The 15,959-nt window shown below is 70.5% G+C and carries 8 protein-coding genes and 1 pseudogene; 4 read left to right on the forward strand and 5 right to left on the reverse strand.

The genetic code is table 11. From position 1 onward, the window contains the following. Window positions 1-52 precede the first annotated feature (52 nt). Entirely contained in the window at window positions 53-1,957 is a 1,905-nt protein-coding gene (gene sppA, locus CJ022_RS05555) for a signal peptide peptidase SppA (RefSeq protein WP_101925680.1), read from the forward strand. A 64-nt stretch (window positions 1,958-2,021) separates the two neighbouring features. Here the strand turns inward: sppA and CJ022_RS05560 are convergent, their stop codons facing one another. After that, window positions 2,022-3,050 carry a sugar kinase gene (locus CJ022_RS05560; RefSeq protein WP_101925681.1) on the reverse strand — a complete coding sequence of 343 codons (1,029 nt, stop codon included), beginning with the start codon at window positions 3,048-3,050 and terminating at the stop codon, window positions 2,022-2,024. 194 nt (window positions 3,051-3,244) lie between these two features. Between CJ022_RS05560 and CJ022_RS05565 the strand changes: the two are divergent. From CJ022_RS05565 to CJ022_RS05570, 3 genes and pseudogenes are all read left to right on the forward strand, one after another. After that, window positions 3,245-6,017, forward strand: a pseudogene (locus tag CJ022_RS05565) (TonB-dependent receptor). A gap of 878 nt (window positions 6,018-6,895) precedes the next feature. Beyond that, a complete protein-coding gene (locus CJ022_RS17035) occupies window positions 6,896-7,039 on the forward strand; it encodes a hypothetical protein (RefSeq protein WP_158238360.1) in 144 nt (47 codons plus the stop codon). Further along, window positions 7,036-10,863, forward strand: a complete 3,828-nt coding sequence (locus CJ022_RS05570; RefSeq protein WP_101925682.1) for a LamG-like jellyroll fold domain-containing protein — start codon at window positions 7,036-7,038, stop codon at window positions 10,861-10,863. Before CJ022_RS17035 ends, CJ022_RS05570 begins: the two co-directional genes overlap by 4 nt. A gap of 371 nt (window positions 10,864-11,234) precedes the next feature. On the opposite strand, the gene CJ022_RS05580 is transcribed toward CJ022_RS05570, so the two are convergent. Genes CJ022_RS05580 through CJ022_RS05595 form a run of 4 tightly spaced genes read right to left on the reverse strand, consistent with a single transcriptional unit; the run spans window position 11,235 to window position 15,868 of the window. Then, on the reverse strand, window positions 11,235-12,134 hold the full coding sequence (locus CJ022_RS05580) for a rhamnogalacturonan acetylesterase (protein ID WP_101925684.1): 900 nt from the start codon (window positions 12,132-12,134) through the stop codon (window positions 11,235-11,237). A 49-nt stretch (window positions 12,135-12,183) separates the two neighbouring features. After that, entirely contained in the window at window positions 12,184-13,254 is a 1,071-nt protein-coding gene (locus CJ022_RS05585) for a glycoside hydrolase family 43 protein (RefSeq protein WP_101925685.1), read from the reverse strand. Next, the gene (locus CJ022_RS05590) at window positions 13,251-14,876 is read right to left on the reverse strand and encodes a carboxylesterase/lipase family protein (protein ID WP_101925686.1); all 1,626 of its coding nucleotides are present in this window, start codon (window positions 14,874-14,876) and stop codon (window positions 13,251-13,253) included. The genes CJ022_RS05585 and CJ022_RS05590 overlap by 4 nt, the downstream gene beginning before the upstream one ends. Next, complete coding sequence (locus tag CJ022_RS05595; protein WP_233198618.1) at window positions 14,873-15,868, reverse strand: alpha/beta hydrolase; 996 nt, start codon at window positions 15,866-15,868, stop codon at window positions 14,873-14,875. The genes CJ022_RS05590 and CJ022_RS05595 overlap by 4 nt, the downstream gene beginning before the upstream one ends. Window positions 15,869-15,959 lie beyond the last annotated feature (91 nt).

Below are 15,959 nucleotides of genomic sequence, written 5' to 3' on the forward strand. Positions count from 1 at the left end.
CCAGGCCACGCCCCCGCCCGCCACACGTCATCCAATGGAGTCGCACCCCCGCATGAGTACCGTCCCACCCCCCCGCGCCCCGCTGTCGCGTTTCTTCGTCGGCCTCTGGGACGGCATGAACTTCATCCGCCGGCTGGCGCTGAACCTGCTGTTCTTCGGCCTGATCTTCCTGGTCGCGCTGATCGTGCTGTTCGCCATCATCGGCGGCGGTTCCCGCCCGGCGCCGCTGCTGGAACGCTCGACGCTGGTGCTCGCGCCCGAAGGCGCCCTGGTCGAGCAGTACCGCACCGATCCCTTCATGCGCGCGCTGGCCGAGAACAGCGGCAGCGGCGTGGGCGAAGTGCAGCTGCGCGATCTGCTGCGCGCGCTCGACGCCGCGCGCGAGGACGACCGCATCGAGCGCGTGCTGCTGCGGACCGACCGCCTGACGTTCTCCGGCTATGCATCGATGCGCGAGGTCGCCGACGCGATCGCCGCGGTGCGCGCGGCCGGCAAACAGGTCGTGGCCTACGGCGAGTACTACGGCCAGCAGCAGTACCTGCTCGCCGCGCAGGCCGACGAGATCTATCTCGATCCCGAAGGCGGACTGATGCTCGAGGGCCTCAGCGGCTACCGCCAGTACTACCGCGAGGCACTGGCCGACAAGCTCGAAGTCGACATGCACCTGTTCAAGGTCGGCGAATACAAGTCCGCCGCCGAGCCCTACATTCTCGACGGCGCGTCGCCGGAGGCCAAGGAAGCCGACCTGTACTGGATGAACGACATCTGGCAGCGGCACATCGCCGACATCGCCGCCGCGCGCGGTCTCGATCCGGCGACCATCAATGCCGACATCGACGCGCTGCCGGCCGGCATCGCCGCGGCGGGCGGCGATCTCGCCCAGTACGCGCTGGACCACAAGCTGATCGACGGCCTGAAGACGCGCGAGGAGATCGAGAACCTGCTGGTCGAACGCGGCGTCGCCGACGAGGACGCCGAAGGCGGCTTCCGCCAGATCTCGATGGGCGAGTACCTCGCGCATGTCGAGCCGACGCTCGGGGCTGCCGACCGCCGCGACACCGTGGCCGTCGTCGTCGCCGAGGGCGGCATCACCGGCGGCGAGCAGCCGCCCGGCACGATCGGCGGCGAGTCGACGTCGGCCCTGCTGCGCGAAGCGCGCGACGACGAGCACGTGAAATCCGTCGTGCTGCGCGTGGATTCGGGCGGCGGCGAAGTCTTCGCATCCGAGCAGATCCGCCGCGAGGTCGAGGCACTGCAGGCCGCCGGCAAGCCGGTCGTGGTGTCGATGGGCGACGTCGCCGCATCGGGCGGCTACTGGGTCAGCATGAACGCCGATCGCATCTACGCCGACGCGTCGACGATCACCGGCTCCATCGGCATCTTCGCGCTGGTGCCGACGTTCCCGCGCACGCTGGAGAAGATCGGCGTGCGCACCGACGGCGTCGGCACGACCCGCTTCGCAGGCGCCTTCGACCTGTCGCGTGAGCTCGATCCCGAGGTCGGGCAGGTGATCCAGTCGGTCATCGACCGCGGCTACCGCAACTTCATCGGCAAGGTCGCCGAGGCGCGCGAGCGCGACGTGGCGCAGATCGACGAGGTCGCGCGTGGCCGCGTCTGGAGCGGGACCCAGGCGCTGGAGCGCGGGCTCGTCGACGAGCTCGGCGGCCTGCGCATGGCGACGGACAAGGCCGCGGAACTGGCCGGTCTGAGCACCGAAGGCAACTGGCGCGTGCGTTACGTCGAGAAGGCCGCGACGCCGTTCGGGCGCTTCCTGTCGGGTTTCATCGGCGGCAGCCTGGGTCAGGCGCTGCTGGGCGGCGAGAGCGCATTCGCGCGCGACCTGCTGGCGCGCGTCGTGCCTCGCGCCGAGTACGACCTGCAGTTGCTGGAAGGCGTGATGACGCCGACCCCGGGCAAGCCGGCCAAGGCGATCGCCTACTGCTTCTGCGAGCTCTGAGACGACCGGACCGCGCGCTGCAACGGCGCGCGGTCCAGGGCCTGCGCGCGCGTCGCGGCCGGACTCAGCGCCTGACGTCGAGGCGCCCGTCGCCGACCAGCGCGGCGACATCGTCCACGCCGACGAGATTGAAATCCCCCGGGATGCTGTGCTTCAGGCGCGCCGCCGCGTGACCGAACGCGAGCGCCGCGGCATCGTCCATGCCCGACAGCACCCCGTGGAGCACGCCGGCGGCGAATGCGTCGCCACCGCCGATGCGGTCGACGATGCCGTCGACCGGCTGCGGCGCGATGCGGTGCACGCTGCCGTCGCGATGGACGAGCAGGGCGCCCAGTGTCTGCGCGTCGACGGTGTGGATCACGCGCTGCGTGCAGGCCAGCCGCTGCAGGTGCGGGAAGGCTGCGAACGCACGCTGCGCGGCCGCCAGGGTGCGCTCGATCGACGGCGCACCGGCATCGGCGTCCGCCTCCACGCCGAGCACCAGGTCGATGTCGCGATGGTCGATGAAGGCGAGATCGGCCTCCGCCAGCAGGGCGCGCAGCAGCTGGTCCGGGGCGCCGTCCCAGGTCGCCCACAGCCGCGGACGGAAATTGCCGTCGAACGAGACCAGTGCGCCCGCCGCCCGCGCCGCGCGCACCGCATCGACCGCGGATCGCGCGCAGAACGCACCGACCGCGGGCGTGACGCCGGACACGTGCAGGCAGTCGACGCCGTCGACGAGCGCCGGCCAGTCGTAGGCATCGGGCGAGGCATGCGCGAACGCGGAACCCGCGCGGTCGTAGACGACGTCGCTCGGGCGCACGCCCGCGCCGGTCGCGAGGAAGTACAGCCCCATGCGACCGGCGACCTGGCGCACGCGCGAGACATCGACGCCGTACCGGCGCAGCTCGCCCAGCGCCGCGACACCGAGCGCGTTGTCGGCGACGGTGCCGGCCATCGCGCTGTCGTGCCCGAAGCGCGCCAGCGAGACCGCGACGTTCGCTTCTGCGCCGCCGACGTGCACCTGCAGGGCGCGCGTCTGCAGCAGCGGTTCGCGTCCCGGGGCGCCCAGGCGCAGCAGCAGTTCGCCGAAACACAGGATTCGTTTGCCCATCGCTGTCGTCCTTTCGAGTCGAGGCCGACAGTGTGCGCGGCCTGGAGGATGTCGCGCCGCAACATGCTTCCCCGGAAGCCTTCTGCTAGCGTTTGGCCCGCGGTGTCATTCGGGCGCCGGCGAACACCATAGCAAGCGCGATCCGGCCGTCAAGGCGCGCGCTCGTCACGTTGGAACCCTGGGAGGGGAACACGATGCGTCACGCACTCCGTACGAAAAAGACACCGGTTACCTTGCTCGCCACGGGCATCGCGCTGGCCTTGCAGGTGGCCGCCATGCCGGCCTTCGCGCAGACGCCCGCGCCGGCGCCCCAGGACGCCGACACCGACATCGCGGAAACGGCGCCGCAGGACGGCGCGGTCCAGCTGGAGACGGTGCGCGTGCAGGGCTACCGCGCGTCCGTCGAGCGCGCGCTGGACATCAAGCGCGGCGAAGCCGGCGTGGTCGACGCGATCGTCGCCGAGGACATCGGCAAGTTCCCCGACCTCAACCTCGCCGAATCGCTGCAGCGCATTCCCGGCGTCGTCATCACCCGCGACGCAGGCGAGGGTCGTGCGATCTCGCACCCGCGTGCGCATCAACGGCATGGAAGCGCTGACCACGGTCGGTGCGTCCGACCAGTCCGGCGGTTCCAACCGCGGCCGCGGCTTCGACTTCAACGTGTTCGCATCCGACCTGTTCTCGCAGCTGATCGTGCGCAAGACCGCATCGGCCGACGTCGAGGAAGGCTCGCTCGGCGCGACGGTGGACCTGCGCACTGCGCGTCCCTTCGACTACGACGGTTTCACCCTGGTCACCAGCGGCCAGGCCAGCTACAGCGACATGGCCGGCAAGGCCGATCCGCGCCTCGCGGGCCTGATCTCCAACACCTGGGCCGACGGCAAGTTCGGCGCGCTGCTCTCCGTGGCCTACACCGAGCGCCAGGCGCTCGAAGAGGGCTCCGGCAGCGGCCGCTGGGCCAACGGTCCGAGCAACGGCGGCTTCAGCCCGGACTCGCCGTTCACACCGGCGCTGTCGGAAGACACCTTCCATCCGCGCTTCCCGCGTTACACGCTGATGGAGCACGAGCAGGAGCGCACCGGCGTTACCGCGTCGCTGCAGTTCAAGCCGACCGACCGCCTGGAATTCGCGCTCGATGGGCTGTACTCGAAGATCGACGCGATCCGCGACGAGAAGTACATCGAAGCGATCTCGTTCAGCCGTAGCGGTGCCGGCAAGCCGGAAACGATCGTCCAGGACGGCGTAGTCGACGACAGCGGCGCGCTGGTCTACGGCGAGTTCGACAATGTCGACATCCGCTCGGAAAACCGCCACGACGAGTGGAATACGGTGTTCACGCAGCTGACGCTCGACGGCAAGTTCGACGTCACCGACGACTTCACGATCTCCGGCAAGGTCGGCACCTCGTCGTCGGAGCACGAGAATCCGATCCAGACGACGATCATCATGGACAAGACCAACGTCGACGGTTACAGCTACGACTACCGCGGCGACCGCTACAAGCCGGTGCTCAACTACGGCATCGATCCCACCGATCCGAACGGCTGGACGCTGGCCGAGATCCGCATCCGCCCGCAGTACGTCGAGAACGAGTTCGACACCGCGCAGCTGGACTTCAACTGGAACATCAGCCCGGGCTTCCGCCTCAAGGGTGGCGTGCAGGCCAAGGACTACACGTTCTCGACCCGCGAGCTGCGCCGCTCGACGGAATCGATGACCGGCGTGCCGACCTTCGCCGACGGCAGCTACATCGTGCCGGCGGAACTGACCGGGCAGGCCAGCCTCAGCGGCATCGACGGCTCGCCGGGCACGTGGGTCGTGCCGAACTTCAACAGCATCGCCGAGTTCTTCGACATCTACAGCAACTCCGGCGCGTTCGCCCTCAACGAGCGTGCGCTCAACAGCCGCAGCGTCGAGGAAGAGGACCGCGGCGTCTACCTGCAGGGCGAGTTCTCGACCGACCTCGGTGCGATCCCGTTCTCGGGCAACTTCGGCGTGCGCTACGTGCAGACCACGCAGACCTCGACCGGTACCGCGACGGCCAGCGGCAGCCCGGTGGTGTCGACGGTATCGCGCGAGTACAGCGACACGCTGCCGTCGATGAACCTCGTCGCCGAAGTCACCCCGGACTTCCTGGTCCGTCTGGGCGCGGCGAAAGTGATGTCGCGTCCGGGCCTCGGCTTCCTGACGCCCGGCGTGACGGTCAACGTCAGCGGCGGCGCGCGTACGGTCAGCGGCGGCAACCCGGCGCTCGATCCGATCCGTGCCAACACCGTCGACCTCGGGTTCGAGTGGTACTTCGACGAGGGCGCGATGCTGGGCCTGGGCCTGTTCTGGAAGGACATCGAAACCTTCGTGCAGACCACGCGCGAAGTGCGCAGCTACGCGTCCAGCGGCCTGCCGGCCAGCCTGCTCGAGGGTACCGGCGCGACTGTCAACGACGACTTCGTCTTCAGTGTCCCGCTCAACACGCCGGGCGGCGAGCTGAAGGGCTTCGAGGCCAATTACACCCAGCCCTTCACGTTCCTGTCGGGCCTCTGGAGCAACTTCGGCGCGCAGCTCAACTACACCTACGTCGACTCGCAGATCCAGTACGTGCTGCCTTCCGGCGCGAGCTCGCTGGAGACCGATCTCGTCGGCCTGTCCAAGCACGCGTGGAACGCGACGCTGTACTACGAAGGCACGGCGTTCTCCGGCCGCGTCTCGGCGACCAACCGCGACGACTACCTGCTGCAGGTGCCGGGCACGGAGCAGGGCTTCAACGAGGACGTGCATGGCCAGGACGGCACGACGACGATCGACGCGTCGCTGCGCTATCGCATCAGCGATCAGATCGAACTGAGCCTGGAGGGCATCAACCTGACCAACGAGCCGTCTGCATCGTGGGTCGGCGCAAGCTCGCGCCTGCCGCTGGATTACAGCGAAACCGGTCGCCAGTACCTGCTGGGCTTGCGCTACAAGTTCTGATCCGCGATCCGGGCGGAACACGAGGCCGGGGCGGCGACGTCCCGGCCTTTCTTTTGACGTGCGACGGCGACTGCGATCGCGAGGATCCGTGGCGCCGTCGTGCCGCGCGCTCTTTCGACCGCACCCGCAAACGGGCCCGCGGATGCGATACCCGCATCCCGTGGACGCGCGGAACGAACGCATCCACGCAGGATTTCGGCATCGCCGTCTCGTGGGGTGCAGGCGGAAACGCGTGTGTCCAAGCTCCCGGTGTGTTGCGCTGCAAGATGCTCTCGTCAGGCGCGGCTGTTACGTTGGCGCCCCGAATGACCATCGGTGTCATTTCCCGTGTGCGGCGTTGCGTCGCCCCATTGTCGTCTCGTCCCGGTCGTCCCGAAGACGCGCGCCGGCCTTCCTGGAGAGCGAACCCATGCCGTCCCTCCGTCTGCCACGCCCGCCGCGGGATCGCCCCGCCGCCGTGTTCCGACGCCGCGATGTCGATTCCAGCCCTGGCGTTGCGATGCGTCACCGGGGCGAGGGCGTCGACGACGGAGCCGGCGCGCGCACCGTCATCCGCGTGCCGTGTTGTCGGCCGTGACCGGCACGCATCCTCCGGCGCCCGTGACGTCTCGACATCGCGACGCCCGCAACCAGCGCTCTCGCCGTTCCGGTCCGTGCCGCACGGCCCTCGCGATGTCGCGGACGACAGGCGCGACGTCGACACACGGGCCCGCTCTCATCGACTCCCAGCGTCACCCGCATCCGTCGCGACTGCGGCGGATGCGGGGGCGCGTCTTTCGCCACGTGCGGTCGGGCGACCGCGACGGTCGCTCGTTACGCTGGATACGCGGTCCGGCCAGCGCCGTGACAGCGACGTCCGGCATGGCACCTGGCCGGAGATGCTGCTGCCGCGCGATCTGCCGCGCTGGTGCTCGGCCCGGACCGGCGCGGTGACGCGCGCCGATAATGCGCCGTGCGCGCACCTGACGTCGTCGCCCGGCATGGCCGCCGACCTGTTGTTCTTGTGCAAGGGGAATCCATGAGCCAGCTCCGCAGATCCGTCCTCGCCACCGCGTTCGCGCTGGCGCTGTCCACGCCCGCGTTCGCGGCCGATGCCGCGCCGACCCTGCTGTTCCACGTGTCGGCCGATCAGGATGTCGTCGCCGACACCGCGGCCGGCGAGCCGGTGCCGAACTTCAAGGACAAGGTGCGACTGGTCGACAGCGGCGTGCGTGGCGGTGCGATCGAATGGGACGATGACGGCGTGCTGGCCTGGGACGCGCCCGGCAACATCCAGGCGCAGCGCGGCACCCTCGGCTTCTTCTGGCGCTCGCGCGACGCGGTCGGCGAGGCGCCGTTCGTGATCTTCCGCGTCGGCTACGCCGACCACAGCAGCTGGGACATGGCCTGGCTGCGCATCGACTGGAACGGGCACGGCTTCGATGCCTTCGTCACCGATGCGAATCTCGCGCGTTCGCGCGTGTCGTTCCGACTCGACGCGCTGCCGGCGCCCGACGCGTGGACCCACGTCGCGTTCGCGTGGGACGAGGCGGTCGGCGTGCGCCTGTACATCGACGGCCGCGAAGTCGCGCGCGAGGATCGTCCGGCGAACGCGCAGGCCTCGTTCGACTACGACGCGGGCCTCGACCAGTTCGGCCTCGCGGCGCGCGTGCTGGCGCCGCACCAGGTGCAGAGCCGCTACAACTTCCTGCGTGGCAGCGATTTCGACGACATCCGCATCTACGACCGGATGCTCGACGCGGCAAGCGTGCAGGCCTTGCGCAGCTTCCGCGCACCGACGAGCGCCGTCGGTGATGGCGATCGGGCTGCGGCGTGGGCGTTCCGCCACGGCTGGCAGGACGGCGCGGCGCCGCCGCTGCTGGCCACGCCGACGACATCGATCCGCAAGATCGAATTCACCGACACCAGGGACCTGAAGCAGTGGATGTGGAAGGCCACCGACGGCATCGCCGAAACCACGTGGCCGGGCGTCTACAACCGCTCGCGGCTGCGCGGGCGCGACGACTACTTCCAGCTGCCCGACTGGGACACCTATGTCGACGGCGGCAAGGCGCTCGATCTGACGCTGCCCGACGAGCCGGTCAATCGGGTCGAGATCCGCGGCGCGGCCTACGGCGAGGCGACGTACGGCACCGGTGACGACGACCGGCAGGCGCTGTTCTCGCGGCCGCAGGGTGTGGTACGCAGCGTCGACAGCTTCGAGACGAAGCAGGGCGGCCATCTGCGCTTCGCCAACACCGCGCAGGAAACCCCGATCCAGGAAATCTGGGCCTATCACGTCAGCGATGCCGCCGAGCCGGAAGGCTCGGTCACGCAGGCCTACACGATCCGCAGCAACGCCGAGGTCGACTACACCAATCTCGCCGACCTGCGCGCCTTCATCGACGGCCGCTTCGCACCGGACGAACGCAGCACGGTGCTGGCGCTGCCGGGCCGCGCGGCGTTCCGCGCGCGCGGGGCGACGCCGTCGGCAGCGGCCACGCAGCCGGTCGTGCACGTGCTGGTTCCGTCCGGCATCGGCGATGCGCCCGCCGCGCAGCCGCTGATCCGCAGCTGGGCGCACAGCTGGGAGAACATGTACGACGGGCTCGACGGCATCGCCATCGACATTCCCGCGCTGGACCTGCCGGCGACGCACACCGTCGACGGCGCGCCGGCGATCCCGCTCAACATCCGCATCAAGGATCCGATCTGGCCGGCGCGCGACATGATCGACGTGTCGGTGTCGGTGCGCCCGGGCGAGGCGCGCACGCTGTGGCTGGATCTGCGCGACCGCATTCTCACCGACGACAGCCTGTGGATCAGCATCGCCTCGGCCGCACCGGGCTTCGATGCGGCCGCGCTCGACGGCGCCGAAGTGCGCATGGTCTACAAGCCGCGCGACGAGGCGATTGCCGAGCACGTCACTGATCGCTTCAACCAGGTCCGCGACAACTGGGGCTTTCTGGTCGAGGAACACACGACGTCCAAGCGCCAGCGCCTGTACGCGCGTGCGTATGCGGACATCAGCGATCTGCTGCGCGTCGACCCGGGCCACGCGCTCGGCCGGCTGTACTGGAACTACATGAGCTACAACAGCCAGGGCCGGCCGCCGTTCGAGCAGCCCGAACCGCCCGAAGGCGTGCCGTTGTGGGCCTTCCGCCAGCTCGAGGATCTCAAGGCCGTACGCCGCTTCGTCGAGTGGTGGATCGACGAGCGCCAGGTGGAATACGGCGATTTCGGCGGCGGCATTTCCGACGACAGCGATCTGTCGCAGCAGTGGCCGGGCCTGGCGCTGATGGGCGTGATCCCCGACAAGCTCAACGCCTCGATCACCGCGCTGGCCGACGCGGCGTACGCCAACGACATGTTCGCCGGCGGCCTGTCGAAGATCGAGACCGACGAGCTGCACGCCTACGAGGAAGGCATCAACACCAACAGCGCGATGGTGCTGCTCAACTGGGGCGATCCGCTGAGCATGACGCGGCTGATGGACACCGTGCGCGATCTCGACGAGAAGATCGTGCTGCGCAATCCGCAGGGCCACGTGCTGTTCTCGAGCAACTGGTTCGGCGGCAACAAGGTCTACCGCGAGCCGCGCTGGCAGTGGCAGAAGCCGTATTCGTTCCCGGTGCTGCATCCGGCCTTCGTGCTCGGCGTGTTCAATGCCGATCCGACCAGCCGCGCGATGATCACCGGCCTGGCCGATGGCTATCTCGCCCACGCCTACACCGACGACAAGGGCGCCTGGCAGCTGCCGAACGAGATCAACTGGGCGACGGGCGAGCGCCGCGGCGGCGATCTGTTCGACGGTTCCGGTGGCGCCGACACCATGCACCTCTACTGGGCGGCGTGGCGCTGGACCGGGGACGCCAAGTACCTGCAGCCGCTGCAGTACCGCGTGGACCGCAGCGGGCCGGCGGGTCTGTCGAATCTGGCCGAGAACTACGTCGACGTGCTCGGCAGGCGCGAGGACTGGGGCAAGCGCCTGCAGCAGTCGGCCGACAGCGGCGACACCGGCGTGCAGAGCGTGTTCGCCTGGCAGCAGACCGGCGACAAGGCCTATCTGGAAGCACTGCATGCCGAGGGCATCCAGGCCAAGGCGATGCGCGAATACATGAACACCGAAGGCCACTGGTGGTCGGATCGTGTCGAGGCGCCCAGCGAATTCCTGCAGCGCGCGCGTCTGGGCGGGCTCGCGCTCAAGCGCAACACCACGTATCCGGGCCACACGGTGAGCTGGCGTTTCGCCGACGACGCGCAGGCGGAAACCGTTGCGCTGCTGGTGTCGGCGCCGTCGCGCGAGGCGTTCAAGGTCATCGCCCACAACACCGGCGCGCGCGGTGCCGAGGTGGCGATGACGGGCTGGAACGTCGCGCCCGGCCGCTGGCGCATCACCAGCGGCGTGGACCGCACTGGCGACGAGGCCATCGACGGTCGCGCGCAGACGCGCGAGGTGACGCTGGAATCCAGCAGGTCGGTGGATCTGGCGTTCGCCGCTGGCCAGACCCAGGTGTTCGAGTTCGAGCTGGTCGAAGCCGGTACGCCGGTGGAAACGCGTGCCGACATCGGCATCGGTCGCGGCGACGTGCGCGTGGTCGACGGTGCGGTCGAGGTGACGGTGCACAGTCTCGGCCATGCGGATGCCGCAGGTGGTGTCGCGATCCTCGAGGACGCGCGCGGCCGGGAACTCGCGCGAGCCGAGATCCCCGCGCTCGATGCGCCGCTCGATCTGCGCCCGCGCAACGCGACGCTGCGGCTCGCGCCTGCAGCGGGTGTCGATCCGCGCGGCGGCCGCGTGCGCATCGCGCTGCCGGCGGATGGCGAGGAAATCACGCGGCGCAACAACGTCGCCGACGTGCGTTGATGCAGGCCGTCCGTGCGGTCTTCGGACCGAGGGGACGGCGATCCGCGCGGGCGCGCGGGTGGCATCGGGCCGATGGACGGGAACGCGGCGCGGGATGGCCGCGCAGAGGCGTGAGTGCCTGCGGCCGTTCCGGCATGCGCGCGCACGCGCACGCGGGAGCGTGCTCCGGTAGCGCGGCTATCGCGCGAGCGCTTGCCTGCGGGGAAACCGATTTTCTGTAGGAGCGCGCTCGCGCGCGATGCCGCGTTCCCGGTAGAGCCTCGTTCGCGCGCAAGCGCGCTCCTGCACGCAAGTTGCGGACCGGTCAGTGGTCGCGTTGTGCCCGGACTGTCGTGCTTCCGGCGTCGCGTCAGGCCTGCGGGCGTCTGCGCCTATGGAATCAGGTTCCGCCGCAACGCCGGCACCTGCTGCGCGAGTTCGTCGGCGACGATCGCGGCGAACAATGCGGCGCCTTCGGGGCCGAGATGGGTGTAGTCAAACGCCAGCCTGGCCTGGCCCATGGGTTCGGCGGCGGCGTTGTCCTGCGTGGCGACGGGCGCGGGCACGGCGGTCATCGCCGCATCCGACGTTGCCGCTGCGGGCGTGGCCGGGGGCGGCGTGCCGATCGTCGTGCCGGCCTGCGCGGCAACGACCTGCCCGGGCGATGCAGGTCGCTGCGCGGCGCGCATCGCCAGGACCGGCCCCATGCCCTGCACGAGATCGCGGCTGCGCGCGTGCAGGTCGACCAGCGGGACATCGAGCTCGCGTGCGACCACGCGCGTGGCCTCGGCCCAGGGCGCGAGATCGTCGAGCAGGCGACCGGCCTCGAACTGCCGTCGCGTCAGCGGCGTCACCAGCACCGGATGCGCGCCGGCGGCGCGGATCTCGGCGACGTAGCGGCGCAGGTTCTGCGGGTATTCGGTCGCCAGATCGGTCGAACGGCCCGGCTTGCCCGGCTGGTCGTTGTGGCCGAACTGCACCAGCACGTAGACCGCTTCGAACGGGCCGGCGCGCATCTCGTGCAGGGCGATGTCCCAGGCGCCTTCGGCGCGGTAGCTGGCGGTGCTGCGGCCGCCGCGCGCGAGGTTGACGCAGGCGAGGAGCGAGGCCACGTGGCGGTCGCAGAATGCGCCGCCCCAGCCGCCTTGCACGGCCGTCGTGGAATCGCCGACGAGCACGATCTTGCTGGCGTGGATCGGCGTGGCCGGCGGCGACACCGGAGCGTCCGCTGCGATGGCGTTGAACGGCAGGCACAGCGCCAGACCGAGGGTGGGCAGACGCGGGTGGCGCATGGAGACAGCTCCGGAGCAGGACGTGGGGACGCGCGCCTGGGCGCGGCCGTCAGCGCACGAAGGGATCGATCGTGCGGATGCGGCCATCGGCCTCGTGGACCAGCTCGGCGACCTTGGCGCTACGCAGGTGGGTGCGGTCCGTCAGCTCGGTGTCGTGATAGAAGAGCTGCCAGCGGCCGTCGACCTCGACGATGGAGTGGTGCGTGGTCCAGCCCTGCACCGGCGTCAGCACGACACCGCGATACGTGAACGGTCCGTACGGCGAGTCGCCCGTCGCATAGGCGATGGTGTGGGTATCGCCGGTGGAGTAGGTGAAGTAGTAACGGCCGTCGTGCCGGTGCAGCCAGGCCGCCTCGAAGAAACGCCGGTCGGCGTCGCCGCCGCGCAGCGGCGCGCCCGAGGCGTCGAGCAGCAGGACCTCGCGCGGCGTCTCGGCGAACGACAGCAGAGTATCGGACAGGCGCGCGACCCGAGGCATCAGCGCCGGCGCATCGGGCTGCTGCAGGTCGGTCTCGCCCTTCGAGGCGTCGTAGGTGCCCGAGACCCAGCGCTGCAGCTGGCCACCGTGGATGCCGCCGAAATACAGGTAGCGCGCGCCGTCGTCGTCGACGAACACGGCCGGATCGATGCTGTAGCTGCCGGGGATCGGTGTCGGCTGTGCGGTGAACGGCCCTTCCGGGCGATCGCCGACGGCGACGCCGATGCGGAAGATCCCGTCGGCGTCCTTCGCCGGGAAATACAGGTAATAGCGGCCGTCGCGTTCGGTCGCGTCGGGCGCCCACAGTTGCCGGACCGCCCACGGCACGTCCTCGAGCCGCAGGCCCGGCGCATGCACGGTGACCGGCCCGCCGATGCGGTCCATCGACAGCACGCGGTAATCGCGCATCACGAAGCTGCTGCCGGGTTCATCGTCCAGTGGCGGCTCGTCCACGTCGTGCGACCCGTAGACGTAGACGCGGCCGTCGAACACGTGCGCCGAGGGATCGGCGATGTACAGGTCGCGGACCAGCGGGGCATGGCGGAAGACCGGTGCAATCGCGGCCGGATCGGCCGGTGCGGTCGTCGCGCAGCCCGCGAACAGCGCGGCGGCGAGCGTCAGTGCGGCGGTGCGTCGGATCATTGCGTTCCCCTCTGGACGAACGGAGCCTGCTGGTAGAGGCGGCGCTCGCCGCCGCGCGGGTCGTGTTCGAGTTGCGGCGCGCCATCGAACACCATGGTCTCGCGCGCCGCCATCGAATACGGGACCCAGCTTGGCATGCCGGCGTGGTTGGGGTCGCCGTCGCGCGCGAACGCGAGCAGCGCATCGCGCATCGCGGCCGCGACCGCGCGCGCGTCGGCCGTGTCGCCGGTCTTCGCACCGGCGACGGCGGTGTTGCCGAACACCAGCGGGATGTCGAGCGTATGGAAAGCGCGGCTGCGCCGACCCGCCTCGGTGTCGGGATACCAGTCCAGCTGGTAGGCCCAGGTCCTGTGTCCTGCGCGTGCGCGCGCCTCGAGTTCCTCGATCGCCCCGCGCCAGGAGCGGCCGGCCGTCGTCGCAGCGAAGAACACTTCCGACGGCGTGTAGTCCGGATACAGCCGGCGGTATTCCGCGACGACGACATCGGGATCGAGATCCACGAACTGCTGCGTGCGCAGCCTGTCCGGCAGCGCGTTCCAGTCCAGCGTGAAGTGGTCCGGATCGTTGCCGAGGAAGGCGCGGGTCTCGTCGCGGGTGTTGCCCACGACCAGCGGGATGTCGGCCGACTGCGGCGGCGCGTCGGGCCAGAACGGATGCCGCGGCAGGGTCACGGTGTCGACGACCGGGCCGAAATACAGCGCGCTGCGTTCCACCCGCGACGGATCGCGGACGGTCTGCGCGTCGAGCAGGCGCTGCATCGGCAGCGTGCACAGCGCGTCGACGTCTCCGGGCGCCAGCCCGAGGGCGTCCAGGTAGAGCGCCGCGCGCTGGGTCGCCGCGCGCGGGCCGGCGGCCGTGACCTGCTGGCCGCTCATCGTCCAGGCGCGGTGGAACAGGCCGCGCGCGCTCGGCATCGCCATCAGTGTCGCGATCTTCGCGCCGCCACCCGACTGGCCGAACACCGTGACGTTGCCGGCGTCGCCGCCGAATTCGGCCGCGTGCTGGCGCACCCATTGCAGTGCCTGCACCAGGTCCAGCTGGCCGACGTTGCCCGACTGCGCCAGCGACGCGTCGCCGAGATCGCGCAGGTGCAGATAGCCGAACGCGTTGAGCCGGTGGTTCAGCGTCACCACGACGACATCGCCGTGGCGGCACAGGTGGCCGCCGTCGTAGAGCGGGTCGCTGCCGGAGCCGGTCGTGAAGCCGCCGCCGTGGATGTAGACCAGAACCGGGCGGCGCGCGCCGTCGCGCAGCGCGGGCGTCCACACGTTGACGAACAGGCAGTCCTCGCTGCCCGGTCCTTCGTCGCCGCGTTGCGGCGCGGAGGCGCCATAATCGAGCGCCTCGCGGACGCCGCGCCAGGCGGGTTCCTGCAGCGCCGGCTGGAACCGGCGCGGCGCGGTGTCGGCGCCGTAGGGGATGCCGCGGAACACGTGCACGCCGTCCTCGACGCTGCCGCCGATGCGGCCGCCGCGCACGCGCGCGGAGGTCGCGGGCGGCGACGCGGCGAACAGCGGGGCGATCGGCAGTGCGGCGGCGGTACCCGCCAGCAGGGCCGCGCGCAGCATGCGACGGCGACCGGGGTCGGCGGGCGTGGGGTCGACGATGGAAGATGAGGTCATGGTGCAGTCCGTTCCTGGATCCAGTCGATGGCGAGCGCCGGCCAGGCCGCCAGCGCACCGGTCGCGCCGCGGATGCCGAAGCCGTGTCCGCCGTAGGGAAACACGTGCAGCGAGGTCGGCACGCCGACGGCCAGCGCCGCGGCGTGCATCGCGAGGGTATTGGCGACCGGCACCACGTCGTCGTCCTGCGCATGCAGCAGGAACAGCGGCGGCGTGCGGGCATCGACCTGCCGCTGCGGCGACAGCGCGGACGCCTGCGCGGGCGTCGGATGCGGCCCGAGCAGCCGCGTGCGCGAGCCGGCGTGGGCGATGTCGGGGGCCATCGAGATCACCGGATACACCAGCAGGGCGAAATCCGGGCGCACCGGTCCGGCGTCGACCGCATCGCGCGGGGCGTAGACCGCGGTGTGCGTCGTCGCCAGGCGCGCGGCGACGTGGCCGCCGGCGGAGAACCCCATGACGCCGACGCGGTCGGGGGCGATGTGCCAGTCGGCCGCCTGTGCGCGGATCAGGCGCAACGCCCGCTGCGCATCGGCCAGCGGAGCGTCGGCGTCGTCCGCATGCGCGCCGCCGGGCAGGCGATAGCGCAGCACGAACAGGGTGATGCCCGCCTGCTCGACGAATGCGGGGACGAGCGCCGTGCCCTCCTTGTCGAGCACGATGCGCGCGTAGCCGCCGCCGGGTGTCACCAGAAGGGCCGTTCCGTTCGGCCGCGCGGGCGCATAGACCGCGAGGTAGGGCGCGCGGACCTCGTCGATGACGCGGTCGGGCAGCGCCGGATCCTCGCTGCGCTCGACGATGCGGCCGGCGCCGGCATCCGCGCGATCGCCGGGCCACAGCGCGAGACGCGGGACGGCGTCATCGGCTGCCGGTCGCGCGACCGGCGGCGTGGTCACGTCGTGGCCGACAGGCGCACCGGCGATTGCCGACGCGGATCCCAGCATCGCGCCTACGAGAAAGCCGCAGTACCACATGCGGGCGGGAGGTCGCATCGTGACGTCCGGTCGAGGTGGAAAGGGCGCGCCGTTATGCCGCACCGCACATTGAAAATGACACCGGTTTACCATACAAGACATCGACAGC

It is taken from the genome of Luteimonas rhizosphaerae, from assembly GCF_002849595.1.
Taxonomy (GTDB): Bacteria; Pseudomonadota; Gammaproteobacteria; order Xanthomonadales; family Xanthomonadaceae; genus Luteimonas; species Luteimonas cellulosilyticus.